General features: G+C 38.4%; 13 protein-coding genes. All 13 read left to right on the top strand.

Annotated elements, in window-relative coordinates; genetic code table 11:
* Positions 1–1,083 carry a 6-phosphofructokinase gene (locus HMPREF1135_RS09890; protein WP_007594782.1) on the top strand — a complete coding sequence of 361 codons (1,083 nt, stop codon included), beginning with the start codon at positions 1–3 and terminating at the stop codon, positions 1,081–1,083.
* Between the two features lie 11 nt (positions 1,084–1,094).
* Entirely contained in the window at positions 1,095–2,654 is a 1,560-nt protein-coding gene (gene dnaX / locus HMPREF1135_RS09885) for a DNA polymerase III subunit gamma/tau (protein WP_007594780.1), read from the top strand.
* Positions 2,655–2,664: 10 nt separating this feature from the next.
* A complete protein-coding gene (locus HMPREF1135_RS09880) occupies positions 2,665–3,009 on the top strand; it encodes a YbaB/EbfC family nucleoid-associated protein (protein ID WP_007594778.1) in 345 nt (114 codons plus the stop codon).
* A complete protein-coding gene (gene recR / locus HMPREF1135_RS09875; protein ID WP_007594776.1) occupies positions 3,009–3,605 on the top strand; it encodes a recombination mediator RecR in 597 nt (198 codons plus the stop codon). Before HMPREF1135_RS09880 ends, recR begins: the two co-directional genes overlap by 1 nt.
* 37 nt (positions 3,606–3,642) lie before the next feature.
* Positions 3,643–6,816 (top strand): tetratricopeptide repeat protein, encoded by a 3,174-nt coding sequence (locus tag HMPREF1135_RS09870; protein ID WP_007594774.1) that lies wholly within the window; start codon positions 3,643–3,645, stop codon positions 6,814–6,816.
* Positions 6,816–7,508: a CvpA family protein gene (locus tag HMPREF1135_RS09865; RefSeq protein WP_007594772.1), complete on the top strand. Its 693-nt coding sequence runs from the start codon at positions 6,816–6,818 to the stop codon at positions 7,506–7,508. The genes HMPREF1135_RS09870 and HMPREF1135_RS09865 overlap by 1 nt, the downstream gene beginning before the upstream one ends.
* A 13-nt stretch (positions 7,509–7,521) precedes the next feature.
* Positions 7,522–9,168 (top strand): O-antigen ligase family protein, encoded by a 1,647-nt coding sequence (locus HMPREF1135_RS09860; RefSeq protein WP_007594770.1) that lies wholly within the window; start codon positions 7,522–7,524, stop codon positions 9,166–9,168.
* Positions 9,161–10,249 carry a tryptophan--tRNA ligase gene (gene trpS / locus HMPREF1135_RS09855; protein ID WP_007594769.1) on the top strand — a complete coding sequence of 363 codons (1,089 nt, stop codon included), beginning with the start codon at positions 9,161–9,163 and terminating at the stop codon, positions 10,247–10,249. The genes HMPREF1135_RS09860 and trpS overlap by 8 nt, the downstream gene beginning before the upstream one ends.
* 234 nt (positions 10,250–10,483) lie before the next feature.
* The gene (locus HMPREF1135_RS09850) at positions 10,484–10,786 is read left to right on the top strand and encodes an ArsR/SmtB family transcription factor (protein ID WP_007594766.1); all 303 of its coding nucleotides are present in this window, start codon (positions 10,484–10,486) and stop codon (positions 10,784–10,786) included.
* 12 nt (positions 10,787–10,798) lie between these two features.
* Positions 10,799–11,020: a cation transporter gene (locus HMPREF1135_RS09845; protein WP_007594764.1), complete on the top strand. Its 222-nt coding sequence runs from the start codon at positions 10,799–10,801 to the stop codon at positions 11,018–11,020.
* A 36-nt stretch (positions 11,021–11,056) separates the two neighbouring features.
* The gene (locus tag HMPREF1135_RS09840; RefSeq protein ID WP_007594762.1) at positions 11,057–12,943 is read left to right on the top strand and encodes a heavy metal translocating P-type ATPase; all 1,887 of its coding nucleotides are present in this window, start codon (positions 11,057–11,059) and stop codon (positions 12,941–12,943) included.
* Between the two features lie 10 nt (positions 12,944–12,953).
* Complete coding sequence (locus HMPREF1135_RS09835) at positions 12,954–13,433, top strand: S-ribosylhomocysteine lyase (protein ID WP_007594760.1); 480 nt, start codon at positions 12,954–12,956, stop codon at positions 13,431–13,433.
* A 284-nt stretch (positions 13,434–13,717) separates the two neighbouring features.
* The coding region (locus HMPREF1135_RS09830) for a MucBP domain-containing protein (RefSeq protein WP_007594759.1) at positions 13,718–18,327 on the top strand (4,610 nt) is incomplete at its 3' end.

Genomic DNA, 18,327 nt, shown 5'->3' with positions numbered 1-18,327 from the left:
ATGTTGAGAGTTGGTATGCTAACAAGTGGAGGAGATTGTCAGGCCTTAAACGCAACAATGCGCGGTGTGGCAAAGAGTCTTTACAAATCTGATAAAGAGGTGGAAATAATAGGTTTTCTTGAAGGCTACAAGGGGCTTATGTATGAGGAATACAGAGTAATGAAACCTTCAGATTTTTCGGGTATATTGACAACGGGCGGAACTATGCTCGGAACCAGTCGTCAGCCGTTCAAACTTATGAGAGAGCCCGATCAAAACGGATTGGATAAAGTAGAAGCTATGAAGTCCACATATAAAAAGTTGAAACTTGATTGTCTTGTGGTGCTTGGTGGAAACGGATCACAAAAGACGGCAAATCTTTTAAGTGAAGAGGGCTTGAATGTTATCGGACTTCCAAAGACTATAGATAATGATCTTTACGGTACGGATATGACATTCGGTTTTCAAAGTGCAATGGAAATAGCTACAAATGCTATTGACTGTATACATACTACAGCTGCTTCTCACAGCAGAGTCTTTATTGTAGAAGTAATGGGGCATAAGGTAGGATGGCTTACACTGTACGCAGGTCTTGCAGGCGGTGCGGACATCATTTTGATACCTGAGATACCTTATGATATCAAAAAAATAGCCGAGGCTATAAAGATAAGAGAAAAGGAAGGCAAGAAGTTTACCATACTTGCAGTGGCAGAGGGTGCAATATCAAAGGAAGATGCGGCCCTTTCAAAAAAAGAATTAAAAAAGAAGAAGCTGAAAGACGCAGGCAGATATCCTTCCATAAGTTATGAAATAGGAGATATGCTAAGTGCGGAGACAGATGTGGATGTAAGAGTGACGGTTCCGGGACATACTCAAAGAGGCGGAGATCCGAATCCTTATGACAGAGCTCTTTCTACAAGGCTTGGTGCGCATGGAGCCGAACTTATACTTGGAAAAAAGTTTGGTCGCCTTGTGGTATTAAAGGGAACAGAGGTTACAGATATTGCTTTAAATGAGTCTGCCGGCAAATTAAAATATGTGGATCCCGAGTCTTCACTTGTAAGAGAGGCAAGACTTGTGGGAATAAGCTTTGGCGACAAATAGAAAGGAAGCAAATGGCTTATACAGCATTATATAGGAAGTTTCGACCTTCAAATTTTGATGAGGTAGTAGGTCAGGAAGCTATAACAAGAACTTTAAAAAATCAGTTAAAGACCGGAAGAATATCACATGCATATCTTTTTTGCGGAACAAGGGGTACAGGAAAAACAAGTATAGCCAAGATAATGGCAAGGGCACTCAATTGTGAAAATCCCACAGATGCGGGACCGTGTAATGAATGCCCAACCTGTAAGTCAATATTAAGCGAAGCTTCCATAAATGTAGTGGAAATAGATGCGGCTTCCAATAACGGTGTGGACAATATAAGAGAGATAAAGGAACAGGTACAATATCCGCCAACTTTCGGAAAGTACAAAGTGTTTATTATAGATGAGGTGCATATGCTTTCTACAGGAGCATTCAATGCACTTTTAAAAACTCTTGAAGAACCGCCGCAATATGTTATATTTATTCTGGCAACCACAGAGGTACATAAGCTGCCGGTTACAGTGCTGTCAAGATGCCAAAGATATGATTTTAAAAGAATAGGCATCGACACCATATCGGAAAGGTTAAAGAGCCTGTGTAAGAGTGAAGGTGTTGATATAGAAGACAGGGCGCTTGAGTATATTGCAAAGTCTGCAGACGGAGCTATGAGAGATGCACTCAGCCTGTTGGATGAATGTATTTCGTTTTTACAAAATGAAAAGATAAGTTATGAAGCGGTACTGGATATACTTGGGGCTTCAGATATAAGCGTATTTAATGAGCTTTTGGACGGAGTACTTGAGGGCAATACTATAGAAGTGTTGAATCTTTTGAATAATTCCATAATAGACGGAAAAGAGATAGGGCAGTTTGTGACGGATTTTCTATGGTATCTGAGAAATATTCTGATACTTAAGTCCACACAAAATGACAGTTCGCTGGTTGACATGTCGGAACAGAACTTACAAAATTTAAAAGAAAAAGCAAATACTGTTTCCAAAGAAACTCTTATGCGGTATATTAGAAATTTGTCGGAGCTTTCCAATAAATTAAAGACGGCCACACAAAAAAGAGTTGTGGCGGAACTTGAATTTATAAGACTTATGACTCCTGAGATGGAGGATAATTTGGACAGTGTGCTTGAGAGACTCTCAAGACTTGAGTCGGGAGTAAGGCCTGTTAATTCGGTACAAAGAAGTCCGGAAGAAAAGGCGGATATTCCGATAGAGGATGAAGTCATAGAGCTTCCGAAAGCGACCTATGATGATTTCATGGCAATAAAGAAGGAATGGAACAGCATAGTGGAACATCTTGGCGGCAAGGCGGGCAGTGTATATAAGGAAGCTGAGATAGAGCCGGTAAAAGAAGGCGGTATCGATGTTATTTTCTTTAACAAGATGTTTTACGATATGGGAAATAAGGAGACGACAATCTTAGATTTGCGTACATTTTTAAGTGAAAAATACGGAAAAGATATTGCAATCCGGATTTCTTTAAGAGAAAATAAGGTTGTAAGAAACACAAGATATGTTTCGATAGACGAGATAAAATCTGTTATAAACACAGACATTATTATAGAACAGTAAGGAGATATTTATGGCAAAGCGTGGCGGTTTCGGTGGAGGCATGATGCCCGGTAATATAAATCAGTTGATGAAGCAGGCTCAGAAGATGCAAAAGCAGATGGAAGAGCAAAGTGCGGCCTTTGAAGGTAAGGAGTTTAGCGCAAGTGCCGGAGGCGGTGCGGTAAGCATTACCGTTTCAGGTAAAAAGGAAATCACAAAGGTATCTATAGATAAAGAAGTGGTAGATCCTGACGATGTGGAAATGTTAGAAGATTTGATAATGGCGGCTACAAATGAGGCTCTCAGAAAGATGGAAGAAGAGCATTCCGCACTGATGGGCGGCATTGCAGGTGGAGCAGGAAAGTTGCCATTCTAATGGATTATTACAGCAGTCATATCAGCAAGCTTATAGAGGAACTTTCAAAGCTGCCGGGGGTGGGAGCAAAGTCCGCGCAAAGGCTTGCTTTTCACATAATTGGAATGTCAAGTGAACAGGTAGAGTCATTGTCAAGGGCAATAAAAGATGCTAAGGGCAATGTGAATTATTGCAAAGAATGCTATACCTTGACAGACGGAGAAGTCTGTCCTATATGTGCCAGTGAAAAAAGAGATCATAAGACCATAATGGTAGTGGAAAACACAAGGGATCTGGCGGCATATGAAAAGACCGGAAAGTATAATGGAGTATATCATGTTTTACACGGGGCAATTTCACCTATGCTTGGAATAGGTCCGGCGGATATTAAGCTGAAGGAACTGATAAAAAGACTCGAGGGTGATGTAGATGAAGTTATAATTGCCACAAACTCCACACTTGAGGGTGAGACTACGGCAATGTATATAGCAAAACTTGTAAAACCTACAGGTATAGAGGTGAGCAGGATAGCAAGCGGAGTTCCTGTAGGCGGGGATTTGGAATATATTGACGAAGTGACTCTTTTGAGGGCACTTGAGGGAAGAAGAGCACTCTAGGGTGCAAAAGTAAAAAATCTTGAGGTTTGGTGCAAGTATGGATAAATATGAATTTAATTTAAAGGTTGAACAACTGAATAAATTGGTGAAAAGCGGTGACTACAAGGCTGCTATGAGAATCACCGATACAATCGACTGGAGTAGAGTTCATAATGCAGGCTTATTGACAACCGTTTCAGAAGTCTATGAAAAAAACGATGAGTATAAGGAAGCCAGAGAAGTATTGCTTTTGGCCTATGACAGAGCACCGGTCGGTAAAAGAGCTTTGTACAGGCTTACCATGCTTGCGATAAAAGAGGGAGATATAGCGGAGGCTGAAGCTTACTACAGAGAATATATCGAGATATCACCTCAAGACAGCAGAAAATATCTTATGGAATATCATATTGCCGTGGCAAAGGGTGAAGACATACATAAGAAGATAAGAATTCTTGAGAAGTACAGTGATATCGAAAAGATGGATGAGCAGTGGAAGTATGAACTCGCACAGCTTTATGCTAAAGCAGGAAGAATAGATGATTGTATAAAGACATGTGATGAAATAATGCTTTTATTCGGAGTCGGCGAGTATGTGGAAAAGGCCGCTGCTTTGAAGGAGTCAACAGGCTGTCCATTAAGCTCAAAGCAGCAGGAGCAGGTTGATAACAAGGAGTTCTATGAGGACAGATTAAACTCGCTTGTAAAGCAGTATGAAAGTGAGAATTATCCGAATCTTAATCTGGATGATATGAGTGCATATAAACCCAGAGAGGAAAAAAGAACTACTATAAGTCTGATTGATGAGGAAGAAAGTCCAAATGAGGATGCTTCCATAAATACTGAGCTTTTTCCAAAGACTGTCGGTGTAAATGAAATAAGGATATCAGAAACAACATTTAAGGGGGAAAACGTGAACCCGGAATTTGAAATAGAACTCAAGAGGGCCATAGCAATTACAAATGAAAATTTGAATAAGATGAAGACTGAAGGCGATCATGCATCTATGAGAGAGATAGATGAAGAAGTCAGAGCACATATGGAAAGAGTGGAGAGAATCAAACAGGGAAGATTTAATGCTCCACCGGTCATGGGTGAAAGAAGAAAAAGCAGAATCAGTAATCACTTTGACAGTATGGGGCTTCCAAAAACTCACGGAAGCAGAGATGAACGTGAGGGAATGGATAAAGTACAAAATACATGGATAAGAGATGAAGAAGAAAGAAAGTCTCCAGACAATGACGATACATCTGAAGAATCACACATTACAGAGACTGTTTTAGAAGATACTGTTTCTAAAGTGGAGCAGACAAAAGATAGTGAAAATATAAAAGAGCAGGTTGAGGAATTAGGCAAGGCCCATGTAGACGAAGCTGTTGTGGATGAATCGGATATCAAAGAAGAAAAAAATGATAAGATTGATTTGATAAATATAAATACAAATAATAGTGATGTATTTCAAAGTAATACGGATCAAAGTGATGAGGATGATGATTTCATAGAGGAGATAACTGATGAACTACCTGTAGAGAATATCACAGTTACAGAAACAGCCTCAACAAAGGTATTGGAAAACTATGTCCCGGAAAAGAAGAATCCTATATTTGATAAGGATGATTTAATAAACAGCTATTTTGACGATGAAATAGACATGGGTGTACCTACAGTTTCATCTGTTATGGCCAAAAGAAAAGAGCAAAAAGATGTAGTCCAAAGCAGTATAAAAAGTGAAACAACAATGGAAGTGGTAGATGATGAAGAAATCTATTACACAAAGGAAGAGAGAACTTTTGTAACAAAGGTAAAGAAGGGTGAAGAACCTGAGGAAATCTTTATAGAGCCTGAGTATAAAGAAGTGAAAGCTGAGGATGAAGGTACCGTTATGATAGAAGAAACAGATATTCAAGAGGATACAACAGAAGAAACAACAGAAGAAACAGATATTCAAGGGGAAGCGGAACAGGAAACTGAAGAGATTACAAAATCAGATTCACCTGAAGATGATGAAGAGGGCGATACTGTTGTTATTGAAGAGAGTGTGGAAGAGGCTGCAAATGATGAAAGTAGGGAGGTCGATTTACCTGTGCACGGAAAGGTAATGAAAGCAAAAGCGCCAAAATCAAGAGAGCCGAAGGAATATTTGATGAGAAGACCGGGCTCCATAATGGTAGAGGGTATAACAGGACAAAAGGCTCTTGAAAATGCTATAGAGGTATTGAGAGAGGTAAATGAACTTACAAAGATAAAACATACAGTATTAAAAATCAAGGCAAAGAGCCTTAATGCAAAAGGAGTGATGAACTCTATTGATAAGATTAAGGGCAAAGATCTTATTATAGTTGATGCGGGATACCTTGATGATAATACTATTGCGGAACTCATAGAGTTTATCAGAGACGGTAAGGAGACTGTAGTATTTGCGGATACAATCGAAGGCATTGCAAACCTTATAGAAGCAAACGATCTTTTGCATGGAATGAGTCTTGTTATGAGAGAGGAAGAGGTTCCTGTAAAGAGAAAGAATATTGTGGCAAATATTGAGCTGAAGGATAAAGCAAAGGAGCCTGAGAAGGAAGAAAGCAAGGAGGCTGAGGAGAAAGCTGTTGAGGAAGCCGATACCGAAAAAGAGCCGCAGAGTACTGAAGAATTATCGGACCTTGAAATCATAGCGAATATTTTAAAGAAGGAATATGGCGAGGATTTCCAGTTTGAAATGCAGGAAATCGGAAGCTCGGACAGCATTACCTTCCATGCAAACAACAAACCCGAGTCTGATGTTAAAGAGGAAGAAAAAGAGGCCATTAAGATTGAGCCTGTTATATCACAGCCTGTAAAGGAGGAAGATAAAGAAATAGAAAAAGCCAAGACAACTAATGAAGAGCCTGCTCGGATTGAAGAGAAGGAAGATGAAGATATCTATATAGCGGATGAGGAAGAAGACGGTGAAGATAATGCTCCTATGGATGTGGACGATTTTATTAACTATGCACTCAGTTATGCAAAGGAGATAGAATGCGTACTTTACAACAAGGCAAAGTATGCTGTTGAAGAAAGAGCGGATTATATGAAGGAGGATAAAACTCCATTGACCAGAAAGAATGCCAGAAATCTTATAGATCATGCAGCAGACCTTGCTGAAAGGCCGGGCGTTGTGAAGGCTATATTCGGCTTTATGAATCCGAAGTATGATAAAGAAGGCAGACTGATTCTAAGAGAGGAGCATTTTAGGATATAATGTGTTTTAATGTTCTGGAGGTCTGTATATTACTGTTTTTTATAGGTATGATAGCGCGAGGGTATAGGAAGGGCCTTTTAAAAATATCCATTACAATGCTGGCGCTCATATCAAGTGTAATTGCTCTGAATTTTGTAAATCCGTATCTCAGAAATGAGTTGCAACAAAATACCAAGATAAATCAATTTGTATTAACTACGATTTATGAAAAAATAGGGCTTAATGAGATGCATGAGGACTCATCAAATGCCGAGGGAAGAAGTAAAGCAATAGATAAGTTGAATGTACCTACAAAAGTCAAAGACGTTTTGAAGAAAAATGACGACAGAAAAGTATATGATAAACTTGGTGTATATACTTTTTCGGATTATATTGTAAGCTATGTCACCCAGATGACTGTTAATTCTATAAGTTTTATCGGTTCATTTGTACTCGTTTGGCTGGTGCTTGGAATACTGTTCAAGGGTAACAAGATTCTAAGCAAGATACCGGTTTTGGGCGGAGTCAATCAGTTGTTTGGAGCTTTTGCAGGTTTTATTTTTGCATTGATAATATTCTGGGTCGGCTGTATTTTTATTATCGCCCTTTCTGCAACAAAGACAGGGGCGAATCTTTCGGAAATGTTGGAATGCAGCCCGATTTTGGTATTTTTATCAAGAATGAACCCTATAGCGGTATTTTTAGGACTGTAGTTATGGAGGTTATATGAAATCTAAAAGAAAGCTGATGAATGCATCAAATGTGATAGTCGGACTTTGGGTTATGGCGATGTTTACCATCTTCCCTTTGATCTACAATGATTTTTATTTTGACATCTTGCAGACAAAATATTATACGGTATTGACTCTTTCAATAATAATGATTTTGGCTTTGATCGTAATATGCGGTTTTGCAGGCGGATTTAAAAATTTCTTTGATAATTTGAATAAAAAAGGGTTTGCCGTTTGGTTTAAAGAAGAATTCAGCATATGGGATATATGTATATTGGTATTCTGGCTGATGAGCGCACTTTCTACAGCATTTGCGGGAAGATTTGTAATGGAGTCCATTACAGGTGATAAGGGAAGATATTCGGGACTCTTACTTATTTCTATATATGTGATAATTTACTTTACGGTGAGCAGAATGTTTTCATTTAGCAAGGTATACTTTACAGTATTCCTTGCAGGAAGTATTCCTGTATGTTTATTTGGATATACCGATTATTTCAATATGGATATATTGGGATTTAAGGAGAAGATAAGCCCTGAGCAGTGGCCGATATTTACTTCTACAATCGGAAATATAAATACATATACCGCGGTATTGGCGTTTTATATCGCCATTGCCGGAACATTGTTTATTACCACACCTTTTAAAAGTGATAACGGAAGAGGTGAGAGCATTGGAAAGATATCTTTTTATTATGTAATAATGTTTATGAACTTTATTGCACTTACAATGGGTACTTCCGATAACGGTTATCTTACGCTTGCAGCATTTTTCGGACTTGTACCTTTTGTGGCATTCAGAACCATGGAAGGTGTAAGAAGATTCGTACTGACGATTTTTACTTATCTTCTCGGAATAAAGATAATACAGCTGATAAATATAAGTTATGCGGGCAAAGTGCTCGGCATTTCAGGTCTGTACGATTTTATAAGTGATTTTAAATATCTGGATTTAGTCATTGTTGCTTTTGCAATAATAGTTATTATCATGTATGTACTTGAATACAGAAAGAAAGAAAAAAGAAGAGACAATGAAGCGCTTTTAAGAAGCTTAAGATATATCTGGCTTGCAATACTTGTTATAATATTTGCGGCAATAGTATTTATGGGAATGAAGATAAACTCGGATGTAACTGCTGCTAAAGAAAAGTACGGTGCTCTTGCAGATTATTTTGTATTTAACGATTCATGGGGTACTTTCAGAGGTTATATATGGAGAGCCGCCGTGGAAGAATATATGAAATTCCCGCTCCTTCATAAGATTTTCGGAAGCGGACCGGATACTTTCGGCTTATATATCGGCTTACTTAGAAACGAAGAAATGACAAGTGTAACCGGTCAGTTCTTTGATGCAACACATAATGAGTATATACAATTTTTATTTACTCTTGGACCTATAGCTACAATATCTTATATTCTGGCACTTATACTTCCAAGTGTTGAAGCACTCAGAACAAGACTGTTTTATCTTAGAGACAATACAATGCTGCCATATTTGTATGCATGTGCTATTGCAGTAATTTGCTATGCCACTCAGGCTGTCGTAAATTTGAACTTACCTGTGGTAACACCATTTTTATGGATATTCCTAAGTATCATGGTGGCAATACTTAGAGACAAAGGAGAAGTTATAAATGGATAAGATAATCCTTACAGGAGATCGTCCTACCGGAAAGTTACATGTAGGACATTATATCGGCTCTTTAAAAAGAAGAGTTGAATTGCAAAATTCAGGAGAATTTAAAAAGATTTTTATAATGGTGGCGGATGCTCAGGCACTCACCGACAATATGGAAAACCCTGAAAAGGTAAGACAAAATATTATAGAGGTAGTACTTGACTATCTGGCATGCGGTATCGACCCTAAGAAGTCTAATATATTTATACAGTCAATGGTACCGGAGCTTACAGAGCTTGCATTTTATTATATGAATCTTGTTACAGTTTCAAGACTTCAAAGAAATCCTACAGTAAAGGCTGAGATAGGGCTTAGAAATTTTGAAAATAGTATTCCGGTAGGATTTTTCACATATCCTATATCACAGGCATCGGATATTACAGCGTTTAAAGCAACTACAGTACCTGTAGGTGAGGATCAGTTGCCTATGATTGAGCAGACCAGAGAGATAGTAAGAAAGTTTAATTCAGTATACGGTGAAACTTTGGTAGAGCCTGAAGCGCTTATACCAAAGGAAGATGCGGCTAAGAGACTTCCGGGTACAGACGGTAAGGCAAAGATGAGTAAGTCGCTTGGAAACTGTATTTATCTTTCAGATGATGCAGATACTGTTGCATCAGCTATAAAGACTATGTATACAGATCCTTTACATATAAAGGTAAGCGACCCGGGACATCTTGAGGGTAACACGGTATTTACATATCTGGACGCCTTTTCAAGACCGGAGCATTTTGCAGAGTATCTTCCGGATTATAAGTCACTTGATGAGCTCAAAGAGCATTATACACGTGGTGGATTGGGAGATATGAAGGTAAAGAAGTTCCTTGCAAGCATAATGGAAGAAACCTTGGCACCGATTAGAGCAAGAAGAGCGGAATTTGAAAAAGATATTCCGGCAATCTATGAGATGCTTAAGGAAAGCTGTGAGGTTGCAAGAAATGAAGCTGCAAATACACTTTCGGAAGTAAAGAACGCCATGAGATTAAACTACTTTGATGATGCCGAGCTTATAAAGTCACAGGCGGAGAGATTTCAAAATAAATAATAAATTATAAAATTTAAATCCGGGCTTTATTTATAATCTTATATGAGATTGTAAAATTTAAGGCTCGGATTTTTTGATTGAATTTTTTAATAAATTTTAAAATAATACTTGACAGTTGAATGGATGCTCAACTATAATAACAACATAACAGTTGAACAAGTATTCAACTAAGGGAGGTGTATTGAGGTAGAGAGTTTAAGCAGAGAAGAGGCACTGGAAAGAGCCAAGACAAATATGCTTGAAGCTGAAACAACAGATTCACTGTCAAAGCTGTTTAAAGTATTAGGAGATCCGACAAGGATAAAGATACTTTGGGCATTAAATGTACATGATTTATGTGTACTTGATATTTGTGAAGTGCTGGGAATGACAAAGTCGGCGGTATCACATCAGCTTGGTACACTTAAGGAAGCCAAGCTTGTTAAAGCAAGAAGAGAAGGTAAGGAAGTATATTATTCACTTGATGACGAACATGTAAAGGAGATATTTGAAACAGGTATCGTACATGTCTCTCATAGATGTAAAGCAGATTTTTAAAGGAGAAAAGAAATGAAAAGAGTTTATAAATTAGAAGGTTTGGATTGTGCTGATTGTGCTGCAAAGCTTGAGAAAAAGCTTGCCGCAATTGACGGTATTACAAGTGCAAATATCAACTTTATGACATTAAAATGCACTCTTGAGGCTGAGGCTGAGAAGATGAATGAAATTATTGAAAAGGCTATGGAAATTATAAAGGTTGAAGAGCCTGATGTAGAGGTAAAGAGAGCGTAAGTAATACGGGTTTTATTCATTAGATAGAAGGATAATATGAACAATAAGCAAAAGAAGATGTTAAGTAAAATAATTATGGGGGCATGTCTTTATATAATTGCCGTCATAGTTTCAAAAATAAGCTTTTCTATGTCAAATATAATCAGTTTCGGACTGTTCATAGCGGCATATATAATAGTGGGAAAGGATGTATTACTAAAAGCATTCTCAAATATAAAAAGAGGTAAGGTTTTTGATGAAAACTTCCTTATGACTATTGCTACCGTAGGTGCAGTTATAATCGGTGAATATCCGGAAGCGGTGGGAGTTATGCTCTTTTATATGGTGGGTGAATTTTTACAGTCGCTGGCTGTAGATAAATCCAGAAAATCCATATCGGATATGATGAATATAAGACCGGATTATGCAAATCTTGTAAAAGAAGACGGCAGTGTGGAAACTGTAGATCCATATGATGTGGAAGTGGGAAATATCATAATGGTAAAAGCCGGAGAGATAATTCCTTTAGACGGAATCGTAGTTTCAGGAAAGGCAATGCTTGATACTTCGGCACTTACAGGTGAGTCGGTTCCAAGAAGTGTAAATGAGGGTGCCAATGTATATAGCGGAAGTATAAATAAGGACGGTCTTTTAAAGCTTGAGGTCACAAAAGAGTTTAGTGAGTCTACAGCAAGTAAAATTCTTGACCTAGTGGAAAATGCCGCAGCAAAGAAATCGAAGACAGAAAACTTTATCTCAAAGTTTGCGGGAGTATATACTCCTATAGTTGTTTTTGCAGCCATAGCACTGGCAGTGATTCCGCCTTTTATATTTCCGGGAACAGGATTTGCCACATGGATTTACAGGGCACTTACATTCTTAGTTGTATCATGTCCTTGTGCATTTGTTATAGCGATTCCTTTAAGCTTTTTTAGCGGTATAGGTGCATCGTCAAAAATAGGTGTGCTCATAAAGGGAAGCAATTATCTTGAATTTTTAGCCGGAGTAAGGACTTTTATGTTTGACAAAACCGGTACCTTAACAAAGGGGGTTTTTGAGGTGGTAAGCTTACATCCAAATAATGTAAGTGAAGAAGAATTGTTAAGTAAGGCAGCAATGGCGGAAGAGTATTCTTCACACCCTATAGCAATATCTATTAAAAAGGCATATGAAGAACTGAAAACTGAATTGGGAGAAAGTAAAGATATTTCCGACAGATTAAGTGACTTGAAAGAGATTGCAGGACAGGGTATAAGTATAAAAGTTGACGACAAAGAGGTTCTTGTAGGTAATGACAAGCTGATGATTTCAAACAATATAGAATTTGAAAAATGTGAAGAATTCGGTAGCTTGGTTTATGTAGCTGAGGAAGGCAAATTCTTAGGATCAATTGTAATAAATGACAGAATAAAAGAAGATGCAAAAGAATGTCTTATGGCATTAAAGAGCGTAGGTGTCGAAAAATCGGTAATGCTTACAGGTGATATAAAAGAGGTCGCGGATGTGGTGGCAAAGGAGTTGGGAGTTGACTATGCATACTCGGAGCTTTTACCTCAGGATAAGGTAGAGAAGGTGGAAGAGGTGCTTGTTGAGAACAAAGTACTTGCATTTGTAGGCGACGGATTAAACGATGCTCCGGTTTTGGCAAGAGCCGATATAGGTATTGCAATGGGAGGTATAGGTTCAGACGCAGCCATTGAAGCGGCGGATGTGGTTATAATGGATGATAAACTTTGCAATATAGTAAGAGGTATCAAACTTGCAAAAAGAACTATGAGCATTGCAAAGCAAAATATTATATTTGCTTTGGGTGTTAAGCTTATTTTCCTATTGCTTGCGGCCATAGGTTTTGGTACTATGTGGGAAGCGGTATTCGCTGATGTAGGTGTAACTGTACTTTGTATAATCAATGCTATGAGAAATCTGCAGACAAAAAACATATAATGGAGATTTTATGGAAAAGATAACAAGCTTTACAATAGATCATCTGAAGCTTCTGCCGGGAGTTTATGTGTCAAGGAAAGATAATGTCGGTGAAGAGATTGTTACCACATTTGATATCAGAATGACCAGACCGAATTTTGAGCCGGTAATAAATACGGCGGAGCTTCATGCTATAGAGCATCTGGGAGCAACATTTTTAAGAAATCACAAAGAGTATGGAGAGAGTATTCTTTATTTCGGACCTATGGGATGCAGAACAGGATTTTACCTGCTTTTAAAGGGCGATCATGAGTCAAATGAGATTATACCTTTGCTTAAGGAGATGTTCGAGTTTATCAAGAACTTTGAAGGAGAGGTTCCGGGAGCCTGTGCAAAGGACTGTGGCAACTATCTGGATATAAATTTGCCTATGGCAAGATATACTTCAGCTAAGTATCTTGATGAAGTGTTGTCGGATATATCAAAAGAGAGACTGATATATCCTGAATAAATTTGAGAATGTATTTAAATAATATTTAAAGGTATGTAAGCTTCGGCCTATATACCTTTTTAACATGTAAGCAATAACACTTTCTTTCTAAATTATCACAAAAGGAGGAATGATTCCTATTATTATAGAGTGAAATCTATCGAAATTGATTTTATACAATAAAAAATGTAGAAATCAAGGATAAGAATAAGTATAATTATATCGTTAAATATTTTTCGCCTACTATATTTAATAGTAATAGAACAACGGAAGGAGGAGTACATATCAACACATTAAGAAAACGTTTGACCGGAGTATTGTCATTCATACTTGCACTTATAATTACATTTACTTCTGTGCCCATAGACGCACATGCAACAGGTATAGGTAGTCAAGTTACAACAAAAATAAGATACTCGGTAGGCGGTCAAACAACATCGCTGATAGGAAAGCAGGAATCTTACAGTATCCAGACGAGTATTTCAGGTACGGTAGGAAGTTATACACTGCCATACTCAATTATTTATTTGTCTAAAGACAAATTTGATGCACCGTCTGCAGCAGATGTATCAACAGCCAACTTCATACAAGGAGTCACGGTTGATAATACAAGCGATGCACAATACTATAAGATAAAAGTTACATACAGACAATTGACGGCAGGACCGCCTGTAACATTCCCGTTTAGAGCAGTTCTTAAAAACTTGAATGTTGCCGGAGGGGAGCAGGTTAATATTAAGACAACCTTCCACGAAAAAGACGGAGTGGAGATTGTAAATGACAACAAAAATTTCACTGCTGCAGGTTATGTGGCAGGTATTGAAGGAAATGACAACAGTCAGGCTAATCCGAGACAGATGGGATATGGTGAAACAATTGTAGATGCGGATGTTGATTCAACACATACAAAATTTTCACCAAATTACCAAAATGATATCACATTCTCTATTATGAACGGAAAAAAGAACGCGACAAATGGAGAAGTGACAGTAAAACCTTCAGAAGGTTTGGATAAGAGGCCGGTTAGAGTAACAGTTACATTGCCTTCAACATCGGTTTGGGATGCTTCATTACCGAACAATGCAGGCTGGACTTATAATTCGGCCGACAATACAATTACAAAAGATTTTACAAGAACAGGTTACGAGTTTAGACCTCTTTTTACCATAAAGTATGGAACCGCTACAACGGTAGGACGACAGACTTTCCCGGTAAAAACAGTACTTGTAAATACTGACGGAAGTACAGATTCCACAACAGAAAGAAACGGTAGCGTATTTAAGGATTATACTTATGTAAGAAAGCTTAAAGGAAATAAATATCACCTTCGCTACAATTATGCGGTTCCTGTAAAAGAAGAATACAAACATGCTTATTTAATTACAGCAGGACAGTATTGGGGAACTACGGTAGTACAAAATACTACAACAACATTAAATACAATCATTGATGAGCCATGGAGTCCAAACCTTTTTACAGGTTACGGAATCCGTGTACAAAACGGTTATTTTGATGCTGCAAATCTTGCGCTTATAGCTCAAAACAAGCTGATAGGTGTAAATGATGACGGCAGCGAGGAAGTTATACAGACAAATGTGCCGTATGAAGTGGTAAATAATGATGCGGCTATGACAACAGACAGCATACCGATTGCCATGACACCTAAGCACTATAAGAGTATAAGACTTGAATTCGACAACGAGGTGACAATATCAAAGTACGGTGAGAAGGCTATAGGTCTTGTAGTTGAGACACAGCTTACACCTGCCGAGTTTACAAAGGAGAAAAACAGACTTGCTGCAAATCCTTCGCCTTCATCTGCAAATGTTACAAATACAGGTAAGGTACAGTCATACTCAAACGGCGTATGGACAACTATAAGCTCAAATGCGGTATATATTATGCGTGAAGAGTTTGCTCAGATGCAGCTTGATAAATTAAGTCAGAAGATCAACGGCAATACATCTTCAAATATAGCTTACACAGGAAATACCATGGAATATGAGATGAATGTCAACTATGATGATTCATATATATTCAGCGAAGACAGAGATGTAGAAAACGGTAAGCTCGTTATGGTTGTCGATCCGGAGTTAAACTTTAACAGCATTACAGTCGGAGGAACACCTTACTTTACAGTTGATGCAAATCCTACCGAAGTAGCCAATTACGGAGGAACGGGAAAGAAAGCATATATCTTCAATCTCAATAATTTTGCCTTCAAAAAGCAACAGCAGGCAATTTTTAAGAGAGACAATATAAGGGTTTCATTTACTCCAAGTTCAAGTCTTGAGCCGGGAGAACATAAAGTTGAAACCATACTTTCATGGACCAATAATACAGATCAGGCAAACAGCAAGGATCCTCACACAGTATTTTCAAAGGATACTGCAAATTACCTTGATATTTATGATTCAAACGAGAACGGAAGTACAAATGACAGACTTTCAAGAATAGAGTGGAAGTTCAACTTCGTACCGCCGCAGTCGGTTATCATAAACAAGGTTGAAAAACTTGAATCGGAGCCTGACAGTGCATACCGTGCGAAGATGAAAGCTGAAAAAGATGAGATAGTTCAATATCGTATCATGGCTTACAACAACTCAAATGCGGATGCAACAGAGTTGAATTTCTTGGATATTTTCCCATATGTGGGAGATAAGAACACGGTAAAGGACTATGCGGGAAATTATGTAGACCGCGGTTCTAAATTTGCAACTGTTTTACAAGGACCTGTAACCGCTCCGGCAGGATATACGGTTTACTATTCTACAGATTCACCTAAGGATACATTTGCCGAGAACCTTGCAAATACCTGGGTAAGTGCTTCAGGTATTTCAGACTGGAGTCAGGTAGCAATGTTTAAGGCTATAATGAATACAGGTGTGAAGCTGGCAAAGGATGACAAAGAGTATTTTACTTACAAGGTAAAAATGCCGGACACAAAAGATTTGGATGAAGCTGATACAAGTAACAACTCTATTGCAACATGGTATGGAAACAATATTGACGGTGCAAATGAGGCAATCAACTCAAAGGTCGGTATTTACAAGTATCAGGTATCCGGAAAAGCATACTATGATGTCAATGATGACGGAAAGTATGATACAGGAGATGTGCTCATTGCAAACCGTCCGGTAAAACTTTTAAAAGACGGAAATGTTATTGCCGAAACTACAACAGATGCAAACGGTGATTATGCTTTCAAAAACATTATCACAAACGCAGGTAATTACAATGTGGTTGTTGAAACATTAACAAGTGATACAATCATTCCGAATAATCCAAGTACAAGTTCGGTAATAGGACAGGATTTTAACTCTACAGAGTCATCAGCCTCAACAATGTTTAGCGGACAGACAAGTACATGGGCAAAAACAGATGTAAGCCTTACAAAGGCAAAGACTAAATCTGTTAAAAACATAGGTTTGAAAAATCAGACTTCAAATCTTACGGTAAAACATATAAAGATTGATGATAATACCGAACTTATACCGGATACAACGACTGCTGCAGGTGTGGGAACACCATATACCACAGCGGCGGTTACAACAGATCCGAATTATGAGGTGGATACAACACAGCTTCCGGCAAATGCAAACGGTACTTATGCGACTACAGATACAACTGTTGTTTATAAGTATAAGAGGAAAAATGCAGGCAAAGTTACAGTGCATCATTATGAAGTAGGTACAACTACAGAGCTTTACAAAGCTCCGGGTGCAACTGCGGCAGGACCTGAGGAACTTGACGGAACAAATAAGCTTGGACTTTCATATACTACTGCAAGCAGAGAAAATGATATAGCAAACTTTGAGCTGACAACTCCTGCACCTACAAATCCGACAGGAACATTTACTACAGGAGAGCAGGAAGTAATTTATTACTACAAGAGAAAGAATGCGGGAAAAGTCATAGTACACCACTATGAAACAGGGCAGACAACAGAGCTTTACACGCCGGCAGGAAAAACTTCACCACAAGCTGAAGAACTTGACGGAAGCGGAAAGCTTGGCCTTCCTTATACAACTGCAAGCAGAGAAAACGACATAGCAAACTTTGAGCTTACAACTCCTGCACCTACAAATGCAAGCGGTAATTTCACTACAGGAGTACAGGAAGTTACATACTACTACAGACGAAAGAATGCGGGAAAAGTCACAGTACATCACTATGAGGTTGGAGGAACAACAGAGCTTTACACACCGGCAGGAAAAACTTCACCACAAGCTGAAGAGCTTGACGGAAGCGGAAAGCTTGGACTTCCATATGTGACAACGGAAAAGTCTGCAGATCTCAGCAATTATGAGCTTGTTAATCCTGCGCCTACAAATGCAATGGGAACTTTCCAAAGTGGAGAGCAGACTGTAACTTATTACTACAAGAGAAAGAATGCAGGAAGTGTTACAGTACATTACAAAGATGCGGATACAGGAGAGGAACTTTATAAAGCATCTGGAAGCTTGGTTGCAGGACCTATAACAATGGATGGAACCGGAAAACTCGGACTTGCATATACAACCGATGCAAAGAGCTTTGATAATTACGACATTGTAAATACAACACCTGCAAATCATTCAGGAAACTATACTACAGGAAATATTGTAGTAACTTATGAGTACAGAAGAAAGAATGCAGGAAAAGTTATAGTACATCACTATGAAGTAGGACAGACAACAGAGCTTTATACACCGGCAGGTGCAACTTCACCTTCACAGGAAGAACTTGACGGAACAAGAAAACTCGGTCTGCCATATACAACGCAGAGCAGAGAAAATGATATAGCAAACTTTGAGCTCACAACACCGGCACCTACAAATGCAACAGGTACATTTACTACCGGAGTGCAGGAAGTAACTTATTTCTATAAGAGAAAGAATGCCGGAAATGTAGTGGTAAATTATCTTGAGCAGGG

This window comes from Lachnoanaerobaculum sp. OBRC5-5, from assembly GCF_000296385.1.
GTDB lineage: Bacteria > Bacillota > Clostridia > Lachnospirales > Lachnospiraceae > Lachnoanaerobaculum.
This window is presented reverse-complemented; position numbering and strand designations above follow the sequence as displayed.